A 21,392-nucleotide genomic window follows, 5' to 3' on the forward strand; every position below is an offset into this window, starting at 1 on the left:
AACGTGGCTACACTCCGCCCGATGGAGATCGACACAGAAAGTAACGGCGCAGGCACAGGCCAGGAGGCGGCAGTCCTCCGTGACGCCATGGTCGACCAGATTATGGCCGGGCAGGAGCAGCTCGGAGTGACGGTAACCCCGGCAGTCGAGGCCGCCCTGCGGAAGGTTCCTCGCCATCTGTTCACGCCGGGCGTGCCGCTGGAGACCGCCTATGGAAGCGGCTCGGTTGTGGCCAAGCGAGACGCCGATCGGGGGATCATGCTCAGCACGGTGTCGGCCCCGCCCACCATCGCCATGATGCTCAGCCAGGCAGGCGACCTGACCGGCAAGCGGGTCCTGGAGATCGGCAGCGGCGGCTACCAGGCATCCCTCTTGCGCGAGCTGGTCGGACCCGGCGGGACGGTGACCACGCTCGACATCGACCCGGACGTGGTCCACCGGGCCAAGGCGTGCCTGGCCGCCGCTGGCTACGACGACGTGCGCGTGCTGCTCGGCGACGGCGAGCACGGCACGGCCGACACCGTGTTCGATGTGATCATCGTGACGGCAGGTGCCTGGGACATCGCCCCGGCCTGGACAAGCCAGCTCGCCGAGGGCGGCCGGCTGGTGCTTCCGCTGCGGACCATCGGTATGACCCGTTCCTGGGCGCTGGACTGCACAGGCGACCGGCTGGAGAGCCACGGCAACCCGCTGATGTGTGGATTCGTCCCGATGCAAGGCAGCGGCGAGCATCAGGGCCGCGGCGTGCCGCTGCACGACCAGGTCGGTCTGTGGCTGGACGAGGACCAGACCATCGACGCCGCCGCACTCGAAGGCGTGCTCTCCATGCCGCGCGATGAAGCCTGGTCCCGCGTCTGCATCGGCAAGCGCCAGGCCTTCCACGACCAGGATCTGTGGCTGGCCACCCACGTGGACGGGTTCGCGGTCCTCACCGCCGAGCAGGAAGCCGTCGACGCCGACGTGGTGTCGCCGTCGTGGCGGCTGGGCACCCCGGCCGCAGTCTACGGGCCTACGCTCACCTACCGGGCCAAGCTTCGGCCGCTTGACCCCGAGCAGACCACGTTTGAGTTCGGCGCCTACGCGCATGGTCCCGCAGCGGCCGAGGCCGCCGACCGGTTCGCCGAGCAGATTCGTGCGTGGGACCAGCACGGCCGCCCGGCGCCTCGTATGACCGTCTTCCCGGCCGGAACCCCCGGCGCCGAGCTGCCGGCCGGGTTCGTGCTTCACAAGCGGCACACCACAATCGTGCTCACCTGGCCGCACCATGCCGCGTGAAAGCACTGCACCACCCCCTAGCCCTCTTCTGCGGAAGGAGTCACCCGTGAGCGCCAACATGGCACCGGCCCGAGACCTCGACCTCGACGTTCAGTTCACCGGGGCGAGCGTGACGGCCGCCGCCGTCGCCTCGGAGGACTGCACCGGTGACGGTTGCGGCGGAACCGACGACAGCGCCGGCGTCACCTGCTAGCAGCACCACCCCGTGGGGACCGGCCGCGTCCTCGGCCAGTCCCCACGTTTCTATCCGTCCGGGGAAGCGCCAGGGAGGATTGTTGATCATCAAAGTCCGGTTCCAGCACGTTGACGCCGCCATCATCCGCGCCACCGCCTTCAGCTCTCGGCCGGACCCACCTCCGTGGCCCGACCTGACCGGCACCAGCCCGGCCCACGTAGCCGAGTGGATGAGCTGGCTGCGCCGCGTCTGGGCCGACCAGGCGTTCGCTGAGGCCATTGAGGTGGCCAGCCCTGCCCTGGCCGGCCAGATCGAGGATCTGTGCTCCGGCCGCATCCAGCAGCCGCGCCGCGTCCGGAGCGCGATCGAGTCCACCCTCCGCTACTTGCTGCGCGCCACCGGCCGCGCCACGCCATTCGGTATGTTCGCCGGGGTCGCCCCCGCACGGATCGGCGGGACGGCGGCGCTGCGGCGAGGGAACGGACACCACGCCTCCGCACGCCTGGACGCCGCCTGGCTCACCGCCCTCGTCAAGCGCTTGGAAGCCCGCTCTGACCTCCTGCCTCAGCTCCCCGCGGTGGCCAACAACCTAGTGTTCGAGCGCGGCGAGCGGCTCGTGCTCCCGTGCCACCTCCAGCCAGGCCAGGCCGGAACCGCCGACATCACGGTGCGAAACACCCCTCCAGTCCGGGCGGCGATGAGTGCCGCCCGCGCCCCCGTCACGATCAGTGTGCTGGCCAACATGCTGGCCGATGCCTTCCCCGACTACGCGGTGCCGGACATCGAGGCGATGCTGGCCACCCTCGTGCAGCACGGCATCCTGATCACCAGCTTGCACCCACCGATGACCGTGACCGACCCGCTCGGCCACGTCATCGCCGAGCTGGGCGCGCTCAGCGATCCGCCCCTGCCCGTGATCGGGGAGCTGCAGGCGATCCGGGAGGAGCTCATCCAGCACGGCCGCGCATTGTCTGCTGAGGAGCGCCGAGCGTTCCGCGCGTCTGCCACGAAACGGATGGCCGCCACCTGTGGCGAACCTGCGCCAGCGCTCGCGGTCGACCTGCGCCTCGACTGGACGGCAACCCTGCCCAGTGTTGTTGCGGCCGAAGCCGAAGCCGCCGCTGCGGCGCTAGTCCATCTCGCCCCACACCCGCATGGCAACCCATCTTGGCGGGCTTGGCACACGGCGTTCCTCGAGCGGTGGGGAATCGGTGCCGTCGTACCTCTCGCCCAGGTCGTGGACGCCGACACCGGCATCGGGTACCCGGCCGGCTACCGCACCTCAACGGATGGAGCCCCGCCATCGCTGACCGACCGGGACCGGGCGCTGCTGCGCCTTGCCCAGCGGGCCGCGCTGGATGGCAGCGAGGTCATCCTGGACGAGGACGCCTTGGCCGACCTCGCGTTCGACGCCGACCAGCCGTGGCCGCATGTGGTGCCGCACACCGAGCTCCGGTTCGCGATACACGCCCCCACCCTCGACGCGATCAACCAGGGGCAGTTCACGCTCGCGTTGGTCTCTGCCGCACGCCAGGCCGGAACCGCGGCGGGCCGCTTTCTGCACCTGTTCCCCTCGGCCGACCGCGACCGCCTGATCGGCGTGCTGGCGGGGCTGCCCACGCTCCACCCCCACGCGCTCCTCGCGCAGACGAGCTGCCCGCCACTGTCCGCGCGCGCCGGCAACCTCGCCCGCAGCCCCGCCATCGCCGTGCTGATCCCGCTCGGCGAGCACCGGCCCCACACCGGCGAGGAGATCCCGCTCGAAGATCTGGCGGTCAGCGCCGACGCGCATCGCGTGTCCGTGCTCTCCCTGTCCCGCGGGCACATAGTGGAATCCTTGATGGTCAACGCGCTGGACTTCCGCCGTGCGACGCATTCCCTGGCCCGGTTCCTGTGCGAGATCACCACCGCCCGCGCCGCAGCCTGCGCACCGTTCTCCTGGGGGGCGGCCACAGGGCTCCCGTTCCTGCCGCGTGTCCGCTACCGCCGCACCATCCTCCACCCCGCCACCTGGATTATTGCCGCTGCGGATCTGCCCGGCCCGCGCGCCGCCTGGGCCGAGTGGGAGCTGGCATGGCAGCAGCACCGCGCCCGCCACCGCATCCCGACGCTGGCCTTCCTCGGCGGCGGCGATGTGCGGCTGCGGCTTGACTTGGACCAGCCAGCCCACCTGACCATGCTCCGCACCCATCTGGACCGCCAGGCCACGGCCACGCTGACGGAGGCGCCCGCCCTGGAGGCGTACGGCTGGACTGGCGGACACGCCCACGAGATCGTGCTCCCCATGGCCGCCATCCCACCCGCTACGACCACGCCGGCGGTCCGGCTTACCCGGCCTGTCCACCATCATGGCCACCGGCCCGGCGCCTCCCGCTGGTTGTACGCCCGGCTGTACGCCCGCCCGGACGCGCAGACCGAGATCCTCACTAGTCATCTGCCCGACCTGCTCACCGCGTGGCGGGAAGGCCCCGAAGAGGGCTGGTGGTTCCTGCGACACCACACCCCCGAACCCCACCTTCGCCTCCGGCTCCCGCTCCACGACCCCGGCCGGTACGGCGACGCCACCCAGCAGGTAGGAGCCTGGGCCGAACGGGTACGCGGCCGCGGGCTGCTACGCGGCATCGTGTTCGACACCTACTATCCCGAGCCTGGCCGCTACGGTGACGGCCCCACCTTGGCGGCCGCCGAGGCCGTGTTCGCGGCCGACTCCGCGACCGCTGTCGCCCAGCTGGCGATAAGCGGCCGGGCCGCCCAGTCGGCCGCGGTCATCGCGGCCAGCTTCACCGACCTGGCCATCGCATTCACCGGCAGCATCCCTGCCGGGCTGAGCTGGCTGGTCGAGCACGTCCCCCGCGCCCCCGCGCTGCCGATTGAGCGTGTCCTGTATAACCAGGCGTTGCGCTTGGCCGACCCGTCCGGCCACTGGGCCAAACTTCACGCTCTGCCCGGCGGCCCCCAGACGGCCCGAGCGTGGCGGCGGCGCCGCGACGCCCTCGCCGCCTACCGGGCCCGCCTGACCGGCGAGCACAGTCCGAACCCCGACACGATCTTGGCGTCCCTGCTGCACCTGCACCACGCCCGTATGTCGGGACTCGACCCCGGCAGCGAACGCCTGTGCCTGCGACTAGCCCGGGCCGCCGCCCTCGCCCAAGCCCACCGAGCCAGCCCATGAACCCCAGCATCCATGATCACCTGGCCGCTGACTTGGCCGCCCGCCTCGCCCACCCCGACCAGGCGCCGGACCCAGACGGGCATCCCCAATCGCTGAGCCGAGGCGCCGCCGGCGTTGCGCTCCTGCACATCGAACGGGCCGCAACCGGCCAAGCCGACTGGGGCATCGCACACGCCTGGCTCGCGGCGGCCACCGCCTCCCCGGTCAGCATCGGCCCCCAGGCCGGCCTGTTGTTCGGGACGCCGGCCCTCGCGTTCGTCCTGCATGGAACGACGACCGTGCCCGGCCAGTACGAGCGCGCCCTGGCCGCCCTGGACAACCACGTTGCCGCCCTGGCCCGGCAACGTCTCGACCAGGCCCACACCCGCATCGACCGCCAGGCGCCGCCGTCCCTGGCCGAGTTCGACCTGTTCAAGGGGTTGACCGGGCTGGGAGCTCATCTGCTGCGCCGCCAGCCTGCCGGCGACCTGCTCGCCGAGGTGCTGGTCTACCTGGTACGGCTCACCCGGCCCCGCAGCGACGGGTTGCCGGGCTGGTGGACCCACGAGCAGCCCACTGGACGACGCGCCTCGGCTACGGCAGGCGGGCACGGTAACCTCAGCATGGCGCACGGCATCTCCGGCCCTCTGGCGCTGCTGTCCCTGGCCAGCCTGGCCGGGATCATCGTGGACGGCCAAGCCGAGGCGATCGCCCGCATCTGCGCCTGGACCGATACATGGAGACAACACCATCCGGCTGGCCCTTGGTGGCCGGAGGTGATCACTCTGCCCGAAGCTCGCACCGGCCGCAGTCGGCAGGCCCGCCCCTTGCGGCCCTCCTGGTGCTACGGAACGCCCGGGCACGTCCGCGCGCAGCAGCTCGCCGGGCTCGCCCTCTCCGACCCACTCCGCCAGCGTGCGGCGGAGCAGGCGCTGTACGGCTGCCTCAGCGACCCCAGCCAGCTGGCGCTCGTCACTGACCTCAGCCTGTGCCATGGCTGGGCGGGTCTGCTCCACACCGCATCCCGGATCGCCGCCAATGCCAACAGCCCCGCTCTGACCGCCCGAGTCCACGGCCTCGCCGACCGTCTGACCACTCCCGGGTCCGGACTCGTGCGCGGGTTCCTGACCGGCTCGGCGGGCCTGGCGCTCGCCGCAACCACCACGGTCACGGGCTGGGACGCGTGCCTCCTGCTCAACCCACCGGCATCACGAGAGGGGTAACGATGGAAAGGGCGTCCCCCTGGCGGCAATTCGCTCTTCGCTTCAGCGACCGTCACACCGCCGAACAGAACGCCCTCGACAGCCTTGGCCCCGCACTGCTGCGGGCCGAGACGACAGGACTGTTGACTTCCTGGTCATTCATCCGGAAGAAGTCATGGCGGTTCCGGTACATGCCTACCGACACCCCCGGAGCGGCCGCACTCCTCCACGAGGCTGCCAACGAGCTGAGGGCGCGCGGCCACATCGCTCACTACGCCGAGACGATCTACGAACCCGAGACTCACGCATTCGGCGGCGAGCGGGCCATGAGCGCTGCGCATGACCTGTTCCACGCCGACAGCCGCCGCATCTTCACCGATCTCAGCCAGCTCGGTGATGGCGCACCCGGCCGGCGGGTCCAACGGCGGGAACTGTCGATCCTGCTGTGCGCCGCCCTCGCCCGAGCCTCCGGCCTCGACTGGTACGAGCAGGGAGATGTGTGGGCGAAAGTCGTGGCTCTCCGGCCAGCCAGGACCGCCCCCACCCCGGAGTGGGAACGCTTCCGGGCCGCCGTCCGGCAGCTCCTCACCACCGACTCCGCCCCGCACACCCTCCTGCGGGAGGGCGCGCTGAACTTCGCCGACGGATGGCTGACCGCCTTCGAACAGGCAGGTCGAACACTACGCGCCCTGGCTGACGAAGGGCTTCTCACCCGCGGGTTACGCGCAGTGATCGCCCACCACGTCATCTTCCACTGGAATCGGATCGGCCTCCCCGCCACCGCCCAGGTGAATATCGCCCTGGCCGCGAAGGAAGCGGTGTTCAGTGACTGACCTTGCTCGACGATCTCACGCGCGTGCACACCACCATCGAGGACGCCTCTTCTTTCCATGCCCTCCAGCATGGACGTCCTTCCGGGAAGGAACCCTGATCTCGGATGTCCGTCAAACGGATCAAGCCAAGTTGTACATCGGTCAACAGATGGCCCTATGACTTCCCAGTCCGGGGTGGGCATCAGGCGGCCCACCGCCTAGGCGGGCAACGGGTGGGCCTTACGATGGCGCCGAAGGCGCGTGGGGTGCGCCGGAGGCGCCTGAAAATGAACAGCCTGAGCTCCCCGGCGCGAAGCGCCGGCATGCGAAGTCCTTTGGCCCGGGGCGGGCTCCTGTCAGGTAACCACGTAACAGGGCAACGGGTGGGTGCGCGAGGAGAACCTACCCCCGGCGGAATAATCGGTTGCCCTTCAGTGCTGATGATCGCACTATGTTCCTCATGTTCCTGCGCGCTCGCCTCACGACGCCCACCCTGCCGGTGGGCGCGTTCGAGCGTGTCTGCGACGGCCTGGAGCGCTGACCTCTCCCTGTAAGTCCTGAGGTGACCCGGCGGGGGGAGGTCGACCGGCCCTGACGGGTCACGAAGCATCCAGATGTCTCAGGAGAGGGAATCATGGCCAAGCAGGCCTATGTACGGAACAAGCCGCATCTCAACATCGGCACGATGGGGCACGTCGACCACGGCAAGACCACGCTGACCGCCGCGATCACCAAGGTGCTGGCGGAGCGGGGGCAGGCGACGTACACGCCGTTCGAGCGGATCGACCGGACCCCGGAGGAGGCCTCCAGGGGGATCACGATCAACATCTCGCACGTCGAGTACGAGACCGCCACCCGGCACTACGCCCACGTGGACATGCCGGGGCACGCCGACTACGTGAAGAACATGATCACGGGGGCGGCGCAGCTCGACGGGGCGATCCTCGTCGTGTCCGCGCACGACGGGATCATGCCGCAGACCAGGGAGCACGTGCTGCTGGCCAAGCGGGTCGGCGTGGAGCACCTGGTCGTGGCCGTCAACAAGGCCGACGGCGCCGACCCGGAGCTGACCGACCTGGTCGAGCTCGAGCTGCAGGAGCTGCTGGCCGAGCACGGCTACGACGGCGTCCCGATGGTCCGGGTGTCCGGGCTGCGGGCGCTGGAGGGCGACCCGGTCTGGACGGCGTCGGTGGAGGCGCTGCTCCAGGCGGTCGACGAGCACATCCCGGTGCCGGTGCGGTACGTCGACGCGCCGTTCCTCATGCCGGTCGAGAACGTGCTGACGGTCACCGGCCGCGGCACGGTCGTCACCGGCGCCATCGAGCGCGGCACGGTCCGCGTCGGCGACACGGTGGAGGCCGTGGGGTTCGGCGACGGGTTCAGCGCTGTCGTGACGGGCGTGGAGACGTTCGGCAAGACGATGGAGCAGGGCGAGGCCGGTGACAACGCCGCCGTGCTGCTGCGCGGGGTACGCCGCGAGCAGGTGCGGAGGGGCATGGTGCTGGCCCAGCCGGGCAGTCAGCAGGCCCGCGCGTCGTTCACCGCCCGCGTCTACCTCCTGACTCCGGAGGAGGGCGGGCGGCGCAGGCCGATCGCGTCCGGGTACCGGCCGCAGTTTTACTTGCGGACGACGGACGTGCCCGGGGAGCTCAGGCTCGACGAGGCCGCCCGGCCTGGTGACACGGTCGAGGTGGAGGTCGAGCTGGGCAAGCCGGTCGCCGTCGAGCCGGGGCTCGGGTTCGCGATCCGCGAGGGCGGGCTGACGGTGGGCGCGGGCACGGTCCTCACCGTGCCTTCTGCGCCCACCGGTTGAGCCCACTCACGTCAGGGTCTCGTGCGGCCCGGGCGCGGGTCCGCGCATCGCGGACCCGCGTCCGGTGCCGGCCTCGCCACCGGTCATGCCGGGTTCCACCAAGCGCGGAATCCGGCATTCACGTTCACGCCGGGTCGAACCTGAGCGTGAACGTCGCGGGGCTGGCTCGCAGCTCATAGTGCGGCAGCGCGCCAGGACCGCAGGTCGCCGTTCCGATGCCCTGGTGGGCGAGATCCAGGTGGAGGTGCACCCGATCTCCCGGCACCAGGTCGGGCCGGTGTGTGGCGGCGGCCAGCTCGTCGGTGCTCCAGCGCCGCGCGGTCATCCCGAACACCGGATCCCCGGACACCTTGAACGCCCCGAAGTCGGCCCACCGCACGTCGGCGCGGTGCCCGTTCTCCTGCGGGTAGACGTACGGCGTCTGCAGCTCGTCGATCGTCGCCGTCCAGCGGCCGACCCGGGCGGCCATACCCGTGTCCGGGTACGCCTCCCCCGGCCCTCGCCCGAACCAGGTGACCCGGTCGACGGCGGTGCCCGGCAGCGTCATGGTGAGGCCGAGTTGCGGGATCGGGTCCCGCCAGTCGCCCTCGGGCTCCACCTCCAGAGTCAGCAGCAGGCCGCCGTCCGCGCCAAGGGTCCACCGGTAGGTGGCCCGCATCCCCAGGTCGGTCGCGGCAGGCGCGACCCGGGTGCGGACGGTCAGCGAGTCCCCGGTCTCCACGGCGTCCACGCGGTGGGTGAGGCGGTGCAAGCCGAGCGCTCGCCACTTGCCCTCGAGGCCGCCGTACCTGTCGTTGTCGGTCGGCGCCCGCCACAGGTCGAGCCGCGGCCCCTCCACGTCCAGGCCGAACAGCCGCACGAGCCGCCCGGTGGCCGCGTCGAACGCCGACTCGCCGACCGCGATCTCGCCGCCCTCCCGCGCGAGCGCTAGCGCCGGCGGCGACCCGGCCGTCCCCGGCTCGGGCGGTGACAGGAGCGTCTGCCCCCAGGCGATCTCGTGGCCCGCCTCCGCCCACGGCTGGTCGCCGGAGAGCCGGGCTCGGACGGTCAGCCAGCGCTCGCCCGGGGCTGAGGGCGGCCCGTCGGGCAGCTTGACCTCGCCGCCGTCCGCGGGCACCTCCAGCCGGTCCTCGGCGACCGTCTCGCCCTCCACCTCCACAGTGGCGAGGAACTCCAGGTGGGACAGGTCGCGGAAGTCGTAGCCGTTCACGACCCGCACGACCCCGTCGCCGAACTCGAACTTGACCGGCTCGAAGACCTTCTTCAGGTCGATCAGCCCGGGCGACGGCGTGCGGTCGGGGAACACGAGCCCGTCGATCACGAAGTTGGAGTCGTGCACGGGCTCGCCGTAGTCGCCGCCGTAGGCGTACTCGAACTCCGGATGCGCGATCCCGTGGTCGATCCACTCCCAGATAAACCCGCCGGCCAGCCGTGGATACCGCTCGAACAGCTCCTGGTACTCGGCCAGCCCGCCGGGCCCGTTGCCCATGGCGTGGGCGTACTCGCACTGCAGGAACGGCATCGCCCGCCGCCGCGCGTCCAGCTCCGGGTCGTCGAGGGGGTCCTCGGCGAGGCGGCCGATGGCCTCGACCTCGGCGTGGGAGGCGTACATGCGCGAGTAGACGTCGGTGTGCGCGCACGACCAGTCGCCCTCGTAGTGGAGGGGGCGGGAGGGGTCGCGCTCGCGGGCCCAGTCGGCCATGACGGCCAGGTTGCGGCCGACGCCGGCCTCGTTGCCGAGCGACCACATGATGATGCTCGGGTGGTTCTTGTCCCTTTCGACCATGCGGCGCATGCGGTCGAGCAGCGCGTCGGTGTACCGGGGGTCGTCGGTGGGGTTGCCGCGCCAGCCGACCTGGCCGAAGCCGTGCGTCTCCAGGTCGCACTCGTCGATCACCCACAGGCCCAGCTCGTCGCACAGGTCGAGGAAGGCGGGGTGGGGCGGGTAGTGGCTGGTCCTGACGGCGTTGACGTTGTGCTGCTTCATCAGCAGCACGTCGGCGCGCATGGTCTCGTACGGGACCGCGCGGCCGCGCTCCGGGTGGAACTCGTGCCGGTTCACGCCCTTGAGCAGCAGCGGGCTGCCGTTGGCCAGCAACACCCCATCGGCGATGGAGATCGTGCGGAAGCCGACGCGCAGCCGTACTGTCTCATCGGGGAACGTCACGACCGCGTCGTACAGTCGCGGGGTCTCGGCCGTCCACGGCTCGACGTCGAGCGTGATCTGGACGCCGGGCTCGAGGCCGGCGACGCCGAGCTCGGGGATGCTGAGCAGGCCGCCCTCGCCGGCGAAGCTCAGGGTGCCACGACTGCCGTCGTGGGAGGCGTGCACGAAGACGTCGGCGGCGGAGCGGGTGAGGGTGACGTCGCGGAAGATGCCGGGCAGCCACCACATGTCCTGGTCTTCCAGGTAGCTTGCGGCCGACCACTGGTGCACTCGCACGGCCAGCACGTTGCGCCCGGGACGCAGCCACGGCCCGGCATCGAACTCTGCCGGCAGCCTGCTGCCCGTCCAGAAGCCCAGCTCGTGCCCGTTGAGCCAGACCCGGGCGAGGGAGTCGGCGCCCTCGAACCGCAGCCGTCCGCCCGTCCAGTCCTCGGGCAGGTCGAACACACGGCGGTAGTCGCCGGTCGGGTTCTCGTCGGGGACGTGCGGCGGGTCGACGGGGAACGGGTAGGACACGTTCGTGTACGCGGGCGCGCCGTGCCCGTGCAACGGCCAATGGGACGGGACCGGCAACTCGTCCCAGTCCGTGTCGTCGTAGCCGGGCTGGGCGAAGTCGTCGGGGACGTTCGCGGTGGGTGAGAGGCGGAAGCGCCACCTCCCGTTGAGGTCGAGTGCGGGCGCGTCGGAGCGGAGTGCCGCCCGGGGTTCGAGTAGCCCCGAACCGGGGGTGTAAGTTTCGAGATCCATCGTCGCCGAGCCTAGAGCTTCGCGAGCATTTTGGGCAGTGATGAGTTCCGTGTCCGTACCTGTGCTCAGGCTCCGAGACCGTACACGCGGCAGGCGTTCTCGCTGCCGACCATCGCGGCCACCCTCATCGCCTGCCCGAGCGACCACTCCCCCTCGGCCACGAACTCCCCCAGCACCCGCGCCATGGCCCGCCGCCACAGCAGCGCCCCGAGGTGGTGCAGCTCGGCGGGACCCCAGGCGTCCGACGAGAAGAGGATCTTCGCGAACGGCGCCGCCTCCAGGCTCTCCGCCACCAGCGCCACGCTGCGCGCCCCCGTGAAGGTGATGCCCAGCCCGACGTCGAAGAAGACGTTGGGGTACGCGTGCGCCAGGAAGCCCGCATGCCGCTGGTACGGGTAGCAGTGCAGCAACAGCAGCGGCACACCGGTCGGCTCGGCCAGCTCGATCAGGCCGCGCAGCAGCAGCGGGTCGGATCGCCGCAGGTCCACGTCGGGATCTCCGAAGCCGATATGGAACTGCAGCGGCAGCCCCCGGTCGAGCCCCGCCCAGATGAGGTGCCGCAGCAGCACCGGATCGGACAGCCGCCCGCCCGCCGCGAACCAGCGGCCAGCCGCCTCCTCGACCTCCTCGCCCGGCGGCCGGGCCGGGTCGAAGTCGAGTCCGTGGCGGTAGGCGGCGATGGTCTTGAGCCCGCGTGCCGTACGCGTGCGCTCCCACAGCGCTTCCTCGAACCGCTCGGCGAACGCCCACGCCGCGCACCCGTCCGCGGCCACCTGCTCGGCCACCGCCTCCAGCCGCACCACCTCGTCGGCGGGCACCCCGGCCGCCTCGGCCATGGCAGACGGGCCGAGCACTTCCTCGCCCCGGTAGCCGGTCTCGACGAGGAAGTGCCCGACGCCGCTCGCGCTGAGCAGCAGCCGGTTGACCTCCTCCACGCCGAGCCTGGCGCGCCTGGCCAGGTACTCCTCCGGCGTGCAGTGCGGGTCGAGGCCGAGCACGGGGGCGCAGTGGCGCAGGATCGCGTACCCCGCCTGGGAGTCGAACGGGGTCATCCACTCGGGCACCGGCCGGTCGGACTCGGTGATCAGCTCCTCGAACGCCTTGCGCGACAGGTCACGGGCCGAGACGCCGTGCACATGGTGGTCGACCAGCCGCAGCTCCTCGATCGCCCGGGCGAGGCCGGGGACTGGCTCGAGCTCAAGGGACACTCGGCCAGGATATGAGAGCCGCCCTGCCAACCCGGAGCGTACGCGCCGCCGACCGCCGATCCCGCCGCCCTCCTTCGCCCGGCTCCGCACCGCGGCGTCCGGAGCCGCACGACCGCCTTACGGGCGCCCGCACGGCAGACGGCCGCACGGCGTCAGGCCGGGACGAGCCACACGGCGGACGACCGCGTCGGTGTGGGAAGGGCGGGGCGCTCCGGTGCTGCGGTACGCGGAGCGCCCCGCGCAGGCCGGCCGCGGGGCAGTCAGGTGGCGCCCCACGGCCGGTTCCTCAGGCGGCGGCCCTGGCCGTGAGGGCCACGGTCGCCTGGCGGGTGACGCCGCTGACCCTGACCGCGACCGTCACCTGCCCCTCGCGTAGCGCCGTCAGCGTGCCCGTCGCCGGGTCGAGTACCGCGACGTGCCACGGCTTGGCCGTCTGCCGGGCGCCGACGTGCAGGTTCGGCGAGCCGGACCAGGCGGCCGAGACCGGGTGCACGGCGGGAACCGTCCGCGACTCCTGCTTGACCACGGCCGTCACCTCGGCGGGCGTGCCGACGGCGATGGTGCCGGGGGCGGTGAGCACGAGGTCGTCCACGTGCGGCCGGACCTGCGTGCCGATCCAGGCCGGCGCGTCGGCGAACCAGTTGCGCTTGACGTGCTCGGCCTCGGTCCGCGTCACCGGGTCCACGCCCCAAAGCGACCAGCCGGTGAAGCCGCCGTCGTCAGGCGAGGTCGCGGGGTTCTTGCCGGAGTTGCCGTTGATGAAGTACGGCACCGCGTCCACCCGCGCCGCGTGGAACGTCCCCACGTGCGCCCCGATGTAGGCGGCCCCCTTGCCGGTGTCACGCTGGAAGTCGGCCAGCCAGCCCTCCACCAGCGCGGCCTCCTTGCGGTCGCCGAGCTGGCTGCCCTTGCCGGGCGTCGGATCCCGCGGCGGCACGTGGAACAGCACCGCGACCGACCCGATCGAGGCGTCCTTCGCGGCCTTGTCCAGCTCGGACCTGAGCATGGCCACCTGGTCGTAGCCGCCGCCCCGGAGGTTCAGCCGGGAGGTGTCCAGGGTGATGAAGCGGGTGCCCTTGTGGTCGAAGGTCCGGTACGTGTCCCCGAAGACGGCCTTGAAGTTGTCGATCTTGCCGCCCATGACCTCATGGTTGCCGGGAATGTAGTGATATTTCAGCGCACCACCCAACTCCTCATCGAGGATCCGCTTCGCCAGCGCGAAGTCCTCCGGCGACGCCTCGTCCACCAGGTCGCCGTTGATCAGCAGGAAGTCCGGCTCGGCCGCCTTGATCTCACGCAGCGTCCTGCGGGCGTTCTTGACGATGTCGCTGTCGGGGGCCCTGGCCACGAACTGAGCGTCCGACATGACCGCGAACCGCCACGGCATCTCCGCCACGGAAGGCTTGACCACGGGGTCGGCGACCTTGGCCGCCGCAGGCGCGGAGACCGCAGGCGGCACCTTGGCGACCAGCCCGTCGATGAGGATCTCGTTGGTGTACTTGGCATCGGCCTTGGTCTCGGCCACGTAGAAGCGCCGCAGCTTGAGCGGGTAGTTGACGCCCGCAGGCACGGCGAACTCCACGTACCTCCACCCGGTCCACGTCATGTACGGCCCACGCAGGATCTGCGACTGCCCGAGCGCGTCGTAGAACTCCAGGCTGGGCCACTCCCCCTTGCCGGTGGAGTGGATCCACAACCCGAACGCCTGCGGCTGTCCGTCCACCACGATCTGCTGCGGCGGGCTGGCGTACGCGGCCCGGGTGGCGGTCGAGGTGGTGAAGTCGTACGACAGCTTGAGCCCGCCCCCGCTCTGCCCGGGCGCCGCCGACAGCGAGCCGGTGGCGCGGGCGGCGGCGAACGTCCACTTGGCGGCGTCCTCGAAGTCGGCGACCGGCTTCTCCTCGAAGCCGACGGTCACCGGCACGGCAGTGCTGATCTTGCCGACGCGAGCGCTGATCAGACCGGATCCGTTGGCCTGCTTGGCCTTGACCGTGAAGGAGCCGTGCACTGCCGCGGTGACCTCGAACAGGTTCTTGTCGTAGTCGAGCGCGACGTCGGCGGGCTCGATGGGCGCGGAGTTGCCGTTGCGGTCGTAGCCGACCACGCCGAACGTCGCCGTGGCGTCCTTGCCGGGCATGCCGAGCCGGTCGGCGGTGGTGCCGAGCCGCTGCAGCGGCTGGAGCACGGTCAGGTCGATGGCGCCCTTGGCGCCGTCGCGCGAGGCGGTGACGGTGGTCTGGCCGGGCACCAATGCATGGAATCTCCCGTCGCGGACCACGCCGTGAACCGCCGGGTTTGCGCGCCACGACGGGGTCCCGGCGGCGGGCCCGTAGGTCTCGTCGTAGCCGGCGGCGGTCAGCCGCCTGGTGAGGCCAGGGAAGACCCGGTCGGGGCGGCCGCCCGCGACGGGGGCGACGCCGGGCGCCTTGGCCGGGTCGCTCGCGGTCTCCAGCCAGAAGCCCTTGAGCTTGCCGCTGCCCTGCGGCGCGTAGAGGGCCAGGCCGTTGGGGACGTGGCGCTCGCCGCCGTCGGACGGGCTGTTCTCGACCTGCACGTCGGCGGAGCCCGGCTCGCGGGCCAGCATGGTGGAGGAGCCGCCGCCGTCGAGGTTGAGCGCGTTCGCGGCGCCGAGGTCGACCATCAGCGCGGCCAGCTCGTTGAGTGTGACGCCGCGGCTGTCGGCCTGGCGGCCGTCCACGGTCAGCAGGTACATCTTCCTGCCGTCCGCGGAGAACCCGACGGCGGTACGGGGGTGCGCGGCCGGGTCGGCCGAGTTCTGCGCGACGCCGTCTTTGACCAGCACCCAGTTGCCGCCCACGGCCGCCTTGACCGTACTGCCATCGGATGACTTCGGCTGATATTTCACGTCAACGCGGTCGCCGACCTTCAACGCGGACAGAGCGGTGGCCCCGGCGTCGCGGCCCAGCAGGACCGTGGTTCCGGCGGGGATCGGCCCGCTGCCCGCGGAGCTGCGTACCTCCGAGACGACCCCGTCGACCAGGACGACCTCGGCGACGGACGCGGCGCCCACGACGGCGCGGGCCCGGGTGTAGGAGCCCCACAGGGACGTGAACAATCCCACGCCGCCGCCCTGCACGATCTGGTTGAACTGGGTGAGCGTGATCGGCGACCCGCCGGCGGGCGTGGCGGTGCCCTCGAAGTACATCTTCAGCACCCGGCCGACGCCGTCCCCGGTGACCGCGACCGCGTTGTCGTGGCCGGCGACGGGCGACTGGATGAGGTCGCCGTTCTGCACGCCGATGCCCTGGGCGGCGCCGGAGTTGTTGATGTCGAAGAAGTCGCCGTTGACGGCCGCGACGGCGCGCGAGCGCTTGGCGGGCCCGGACAGCGGCTCGGTCTTGGACACCTCGCCGGAGAACACGTAGTCGGCCGTCGCGCCGCCAAGGTCGGCGGTGATCGCGTCCGCACGCAGCCAGCCCAGCGCGTCATAGGTGTCGAACGAGGTCAGCGAGATCCCCGGCGCCACCGGCCGGGTGCTCTTGGCCGTCTCCAGCCGCGGCTGCCCGGCGGCGGCCCGGGCCAGCAACGTGGACGGCGGTGGATAGGACGACGCCTCGAGCGCGTCCTCTACGGGGGGTACGGGGTCGGCCTGCGCGGGCGCGCCGGTCACGGCCAGAGGGCCTAACAGGAGCGCGGTGGCGGCCAGCAATCGGAGGGTCTGCACGACCGAACTCAATCGCTCGTGGATATAACTTTCAAGACTTCGGGGTGAACTAAAAGATAATTTCAGCGCTTGACCCCGGCCAGCCGGTCGAGCGCCTCGCCGTAAGACTTGAGCGTGCCCTCCGGCGGCGCGCCGGCGACGCCGTGCACGCGCAGCTCGGTCGCTCCGCCGCAGGTACGTTTCCGGATGCCGATCCGGGGCAGACGGATGGAACGTTCATGACGAAGACGGTCCATCTCTGGCGTTGACGCGCACGACGGCGCAGACTGGATGGACGGCGATCGCGTGGAGCAGTGGAGCATCCGTGGACAATCACTTTGATCACCTGCCGGTCCTGTCCCGCGGCAGACATCGCAACCCGAAACGCGGTGCCTGTTTCATGGAGCTGGCCTCCTACCTGGCCGGCGAGCGGTGGAGCGACCATCCGGCCTGCACGCATCCGCTGCTGGCCGCACTCGCCCGTCTGGTCAACGACAACGTCAGTGACGAGAGCCGCGCCAAGCTGGTCGGGCTCGTACCGTCGATCATCGGGCTGGCCAGCGACGACCTGCGTGTGGACGCGCGGATCGCGCTGCGCTGCGCGACGACGGCGCTGCCGGTGGCCGCGGCCGAGCGCCAGCTCGCGCTGGCCGTGTCGGTGCTCGCGGCGGAGGAGATGCTGGCCAGGCTCGACGGGGCCCCGCCGGGCCGGCTGAGCGCCGAGAGCCGCCGGGCGATGGAGGAAGTGCCACACGCGGCCGAGCAGGCCAGGCGCTTCAGCCGGGCGGCCCGGATCACGCAGAAGGGATTCCGCAGGTACGCCGCGCCGAACGCGGTGCAGCTGTCGGTGGTGGGCATCGTCCAGGCCTGCATCCCGGACCCGGACGCGCTGCTGCGACGGCTGCTGGAAGAGGCGATCGCGGACTCCGACGCCTTGATCCGCGACTCCCGGACCGAGGTCCCCGAGGCGGACTCCTGGACCGAGGTCCCCGAGGCGGAGACGGTGGAGCCGGTCGCCCCGGCCCCAGCCCCGGCCCACGCCTGACCGGCCGACCGACGTTCCCCCCGCGGCATCGCCCGCGGGGGTTCTCGTGTGCACCCGTCCGCCGGGGGTTCGGGCGGTGCACATGCCCGCGCACGTAGCGTGACGAAACGCTCATCGAGACGGTCTTTCCCCAGGTCAGGCAAGCCTCTCCTTCGTTGCGGATCTTGTCAGCGTATGCCTAAATTTGGGACAAGGCACCCGAAAGCGGAGGAGTTACATGACCATCGAGCTCGCCCGGCCGTACTCTCCCGAGCAGCACCACAGCCACCGTGACGTGACCGGCGGCTGGCTGCGCCCGGCGGTGTTCGGCGCCATGGACGGGCTCGTGTCGAACTTCGCGTTGATCGCCGGCGTCGTGGGGGCGGCGGGCGCCGGGCGGGCCGCGGTGCTCGCCGGTTTCGCCGGGTTGGCCGCCGGGGCGTTTTCCATGGCGGCCGGCGAGTACACGTCGGTGAAGTCCCAGACCGAGCTGATGCGGGCGGAGATCGCCGTGGAGCGGCGCGAGCTGGCCCGCAACCCGGAGGGCGAGCAGGCGGAGCTGGCCGCGCTCTACCGGGCCCGCGGCCTCGACGCCGACCTGGCGCGGCGGGTCGCCGCGGGGTTGTCGGCCGATCCCGAGCAAGCGCTCCGGGTGCATGTACGCGAGGAACTGGGCGTGGACCCGGACGACCTGCCCTCGCCGTACGTGGCCGCCGCCTCGTCGTTCTGCGCGTTCGCCACCGGGGCGCTGGTGCCTCTGGCGCCGTTCCTGTTCGGGGCGTCCGGCCTGGTGCTGGCCGTGGTGTTGAGTGTGCTGGGGTTGTTCGGGTTCGGCGCGGCGGTGGCGGCGATGACCGCGCGGCCGTGGTGGCTGGGCGGCCTGCGGCAGCTCGCGCTCGGTGTGGGCGCCGCGACGGTGACCTTCGGCCTGGGCCACCTTCTCGGCGTCACGGTGGCATAACCGCCCACGGCCGACCAGACCCGCGAGCCGACGCCCGGCCTACGGCCGACCCGGCCCACGAGCCGACGCCCGGGCCTGAGGGCGGCTGGGGCCGCACGGTACGGTGATGCCCCGGCCCTACGGGCGGCTGGTGGTGGCGGCCAGCTTGACGCCGAGGCCGATGAGCGCGACCCCGGTCAACCCGTCCACGGCCCGGCGCACGGCGGGCCTGGCGAACACCTTGCGCAGCGTGCCCACGATGTTGGCCACCACCAGGAACCACAGGACCGTCCCGGTCAGGGCGATCAGCGAGAGCACGAGCGTGTCCGCCAGGGATGCGCCACCGCCGACGAACTGAGGCACGAGGGCCACGAAGAACAGCGCTGCCTTGGGGTTGAGCGCATTGGTGAGCAGCCCTTCGGCGAACGCCGCCCACGAGCTGCGCCGCCCCGGATCGGCCGCCAGATCCAGCTTCGGCTCCCCGCCCTGGCGCAGGGCCGAGCGCAGCGCCTTGACCCCGAGATACAGCAGGTAGGCCGCGCCGACCACCTTGACCACGGTGAACGCCAGAGCCGAGGCGGCCAGCAGCGCCGCCACGCCGGTGGCCGCGGCCACCACCCAGGCGAAGACGCCGACGGAGATCCCGAGCGCGGCGGCCATGCCGTAGCCGCGCCCGGAGACGGCGGAGCGCCGTACGACCACCGCGAAGTCCGGGCCGGGCGACATGGCCCCGAGCAACACGACACCGCCAAAAGCCACGATCTGCGTCAGAGAGGACATGGCGTTCACTCTACGAGCCAGGCCGCCTCGTGGGATCAGCGCTTGCGGCGCCGCTTCTTGAAGATGGCACGCAGGGTCAGCAGCAGCACGATGGCGACGGCCTGACCGCCGAGCACGATGCGGTTGACGTCAACAGCAGGCCGCCACATGACGACGCCGTCCTTGATCACGAACACGCCCGCGGGCGTGGCCCCGAAGCCGAACCCCACGCCGCTGCCCCCGCTCTCCTCGCCTTTCTCGCCCTTGCCCTCTCCCTGACCGCCGCCGCCTCCTTGAGCGACCCTGGCGACGGGGATGACGACGACGTCGCCGTGCTGGATCGGCTCACCGAAGACTCGCTTGACGGTCGCGGCGTCCTTCGACCGCTCCAACAGTTCCATGATGTCCATGGCCCCATCGTCACCCCCGATCGGGCAGCGCACCACCTCGCATCCGGCATGCCGTGTTATCAGATTTCGACCACCCTGCGCGTCCAGCCCTGACCCATGGGCCGGCCGGGCAATGGGGTAGCGCCGCCCTTGCCATCCGCATGTGTCCGGTGCCCTACGGCGGCACGGCGCGTCCCAGGGCGTGGCGTCACGCCGCCGAAGCCTGGGGACGCGCTGCCGCCTTCACGCCACAAGGGGCGCCTCACCGCTGGCAGGGTGAGCGGGCGCCCCTATACGACGCCATGGGCGCGTCCGGGTGCCGTGCCCCGGGGGCGGTCCGAGGCAGCGGCTGTCAGGCGCGGCGGCCGCGGAGTGCGCGGTATCTGCGGACCAGGCGCTCCGTGGACGGGTCGGGGAAGGTCGTGGGGGGCTCTTCCGAGGTGAGCGCCGGGGCCAGGTCGAGGGCCATCTTCTTGCCCAGCTCCACCCCCCACTGGTCGAAGGAGTCGACGCCCCAGATGGTGCCCTCGACGAACACGATGTGCTCGTAGAGCGCCACGAGCTGGCCGAGCGTGGACGGGGTCAGCTTCGGGGCGAGGATCGTGGAGGTGGGGCGGTTACCGGGCATCACCTTGTGGGGGACGATGGCGGTCGCGGTGCCCTCGGCGGAGATCTCCTCGGCCGCCTTGCCGAACGCCAGCGCCGACGTCTGGGCGAGGAGGTTGGCCGTGAGCTGGTCGTGCATGCCCTCGCGGTCGTCATAGGGCTCGGCGAAGCCGATGAAGTCGGCGGGGACGAGGCGGGTGCCCTGGTGGAGGAGCTGGTAGAAGGCGTGCTGGCCGTTGGTGCCCGGCTCGCCCCAGAAGATCTCGCCGGTGTTGACCGTGACCGGGGCGCCGTCGGCGCGTACGGACTTGCCGTTGGACTCCATGGTGAGCTGCTGCAGGTAGGCGGGGAAGCGGTGCAGCCGCTGGCTGTAAGGCAGGACGGCGCGGGTCTCGGCGCCGAAGAAGTCGTTGTACCAGATCCCGAGCATGGCCATCAGCACCGGCATGTTGGCCTCGAACGGGGCGGTGCGGAAGTGCTCGTCCATGGTGTGGAGGCCGGCGAGCATCTCGCGGAAGCGCTCCGGCCCGATGGCGATCATCAGGGAGAGGCCGACGGCGCCGAAGTAGGAGTAGCGGCCGCCCACCCAGTCCCAGAAGCCGAACATGTTGTCGGTGCCGATGCCGAACTCGGCGACCTTCGCGGCGTTGGTGGAGACGGCCACGAAGTGCTGGGACACCGCCTCGTCGCCGAGCGCCTCTACCAGCCAGCGGCGCGCGACCCTGGCGTTGGTGAGGGTCTCGAGCGTGGTGAAGGTCTTGGAGCTGATCACGAACAGCGTGGTCTCGGGGTCGAGGTCGGCGAGGTTGCCGGTGATGTCGGCGGGGTCGATGTTGGAGACGAACCGGGCCGTGATGCCCGCGTCGGCGTAGTCGCGCAGCGCTTCGTACGCCATGGCGGGGCCGAGGTCGGAGCCGCCGATGCCGATGTTGACGACTGTCTCGATGGGCCGTCCGGTGGCGCCCTTCCACTCGTGGGACCTGACCCGGCTGGCGAAGGCGGTCATCTTGTCGAGCACGGCGTGCACGTCGGCCACGACGTCCTGCCCGTCCACGACGAGCTCGACGTCGCGCGGCATGCGCAGGGCGACGTGGAGCACCGCTCTGTCCTCGCTGACGTTGATGTGCTCGCCGGAGAACATCGCCTCGGTCCGGTCGCGCAGGCCCGCCCGCTCGGCCAGGGCCACCAGCAGGTCCATGGTCTCCTGGGTGGCGCGGTGCTTGGCGTAGTCGAGGTAGAGGTCGCCGGCGGTCACCGCCATGCGCTCAGCACGACCGGGGTCCTCCGCGAACAGCTCACGCAGGGTCCTTCCGCCCAGATCCTCCTGGTGCTTGGACAGAGCCGCCCACTCCTGGCTCTGGGTGATGTCGCCGTTCACGCTTCCTCCTCGCGTTGCCAAACCGACTGATCCATCGTCCCGTAACCCCGTACCCATCGCGGTTGATTCCGCGCACGGCGGA

The 21,392-nt window shown here is 71.3% G+C and carries 15 protein-coding genes; 8 read left to right on the forward strand and 7 right to left on the reverse strand.

Translation table 11 applies throughout. From position 1 onward, the window contains the following. Nucleotides 1–21 precede the first annotated feature (21 nt). The 6 genes from fxlM to tuf all read left to right on the forward strand — a co-directional run bounded on the left by fxlM (nucleotide 22) and on the right by tuf (nucleotide 8,428). The gene (gene fxlM, locus ACTWPT_RS27360) at nucleotides 22–1,275 is read left to right on the forward strand and encodes a methyltransferase, FxLD system (protein ID WP_443180323.1); all 1,254 of its coding nucleotides are present in this window, start codon (nucleotides 22–24) and stop codon (nucleotides 1,273–1,275) included. A gap of 46 nt (nucleotides 1,276–1,321) precedes the next feature. Beyond that, nucleotides 1,322–1,468, forward strand: coding sequence for a hypothetical protein (locus tag ACTWPT_RS27365; RefSeq protein WP_443180324.1), 147 nt, complete (start codon nucleotides 1,322–1,324; stop codon nucleotides 1,466–1,468). Between the two features lie 82 nt (nucleotides 1,469–1,550). After that, nucleotides 1,551–4,622: a lantibiotic dehydratase gene (locus tag ACTWPT_RS27370; protein WP_443180325.1), complete on the forward strand. Its 3,072-nt coding sequence runs from the start codon at nucleotides 1,551–1,553 to the stop codon at nucleotides 4,620–4,622. Further along, entirely contained in the window at nucleotides 4,619–5,824 is a 1,206-nt protein-coding gene (locus ACTWPT_RS27375) for a lanthionine synthetase C family protein (protein ID WP_443180326.1), read from the forward strand. Before ACTWPT_RS27370 ends, ACTWPT_RS27375 begins: the two co-directional genes overlap by 4 nt. A gap of 2 nt (nucleotides 5,825–5,826) precedes the next feature. Continuing rightward, nucleotides 5,827–6,636, forward strand: a complete 810-nt coding sequence (locus tag ACTWPT_RS27380) for a thiopeptide-type bacteriocin biosynthesis protein (RefSeq protein WP_443180327.1) — start codon at nucleotides 5,827–5,829, stop codon at nucleotides 6,634–6,636. A 613-nt stretch (nucleotides 6,637–7,249) separates the two neighbouring features. Beyond that, nucleotides 7,250–8,428: an elongation factor Tu gene (tuf, locus tag ACTWPT_RS27385; protein ID WP_443180328.1), complete on the forward strand. Its 1,179-nt coding sequence runs from the start codon at nucleotides 7,250–7,252 to the stop codon at nucleotides 8,426–8,428. Between the two features lie 124 nt (nucleotides 8,429–8,552). Here the strand turns inward: tuf and ACTWPT_RS27390 are convergent, their stop codons facing one another. The 4 genes from ACTWPT_RS27390 to ACTWPT_RS27405 all read right to left on the reverse strand — a co-directional run bounded on the left by ACTWPT_RS27390 (nucleotide 8,553) and on the right by ACTWPT_RS27405 (nucleotide 16,471). After that, nucleotides 8,553–11,342, reverse strand: coding sequence for a glycoside hydrolase family 2 TIM barrel-domain containing protein (locus tag ACTWPT_RS27390; RefSeq protein WP_443180329.1), 2,790 nt, complete (start codon nucleotides 11,340–11,342; stop codon nucleotides 8,553–8,555). A 65-nt stretch (nucleotides 11,343–11,407) separates the two neighbouring features. Next, nucleotides 11,408–12,550, reverse strand: coding sequence for an amidohydrolase family protein (locus tag ACTWPT_RS27395; protein WP_443180330.1), 1,143 nt, complete (start codon nucleotides 12,548–12,550; stop codon nucleotides 11,408–11,410). 286 nt (nucleotides 12,551–12,836) lie between these two features. Next, on the reverse strand, nucleotides 12,837–16,235 hold the full coding sequence (locus tag ACTWPT_RS27400) for a phosphodiester glycosidase family protein (RefSeq protein WP_443180331.1): 3,399 nt from the start codon (nucleotides 16,233–16,235) through the stop codon (nucleotides 12,837–12,839). 62 nt (nucleotides 16,236–16,297) lie between these two features. Further along, nucleotides 16,298–16,471: a hypothetical protein gene (locus ACTWPT_RS27405; protein WP_443180332.1), complete on the reverse strand. Its 174-nt coding sequence runs from the start codon at nucleotides 16,469–16,471 to the stop codon at nucleotides 16,298–16,300. A gap of 68 nt (nucleotides 16,472–16,539) precedes the next feature. Between ACTWPT_RS27405 and ACTWPT_RS27410 the strand changes: the two genes are divergently transcribed. Further along, on the forward strand, nucleotides 16,540–17,259 hold the full coding sequence (locus ACTWPT_RS27410) for a hypothetical protein (protein WP_443180333.1): 720 nt from the start codon (nucleotides 16,540–16,542) through the stop codon (nucleotides 17,257–17,259). A 217-nt stretch (nucleotides 17,260–17,476) separates the two neighbouring features. After that, nucleotides 17,477–18,199, forward strand: coding sequence for a VIT1/CCC1 transporter family protein (locus ACTWPT_RS27415; protein ID WP_443180334.1), 723 nt, complete (start codon nucleotides 17,477–17,479; stop codon nucleotides 18,197–18,199). Nucleotides 18,200–18,316: 117 nt separating this feature from the next. Here the strand turns inward: ACTWPT_RS27415 and ACTWPT_RS27420 are convergent, their stop codons facing one another. From ACTWPT_RS27420 to pgi, 3 genes are all read right to left on the reverse strand, one after another. Next, a complete protein-coding gene (locus ACTWPT_RS27420) occupies nucleotides 18,317–18,958 on the reverse strand; it encodes a LysE family translocator (RefSeq protein ID WP_443180335.1) in 642 nt (213 codons plus the stop codon). 35 nt (nucleotides 18,959–18,993) lie between these two features. Then, nucleotides 18,994–19,347 carry a spore germination protein GerW family protein gene (locus ACTWPT_RS27425; protein WP_443180336.1) on the reverse strand — a complete coding sequence of 118 codons (354 nt, stop codon included), beginning with the start codon at nucleotides 19,345–19,347 and terminating at the stop codon, nucleotides 18,994–18,996. A 331-nt stretch (nucleotides 19,348–19,678) separates the two neighbouring features. Next, nucleotides 19,679–21,367, reverse strand: a complete 1,689-nt coding sequence (gene pgi / locus ACTWPT_RS27430; protein WP_443180337.1) for a glucose-6-phosphate isomerase — start codon at nucleotides 21,365–21,367, stop codon at nucleotides 19,679–19,681. Nucleotides 21,368–21,392: the final 25 nt, after the last annotated feature.

Source organism: Nonomuraea sp. 3N208 (assembly GCF_052245935.1).
GTDB lineage: Bacteria > Actinomycetota > Actinomycetes > Streptosporangiales > Streptosporangiaceae > Nonomuraea.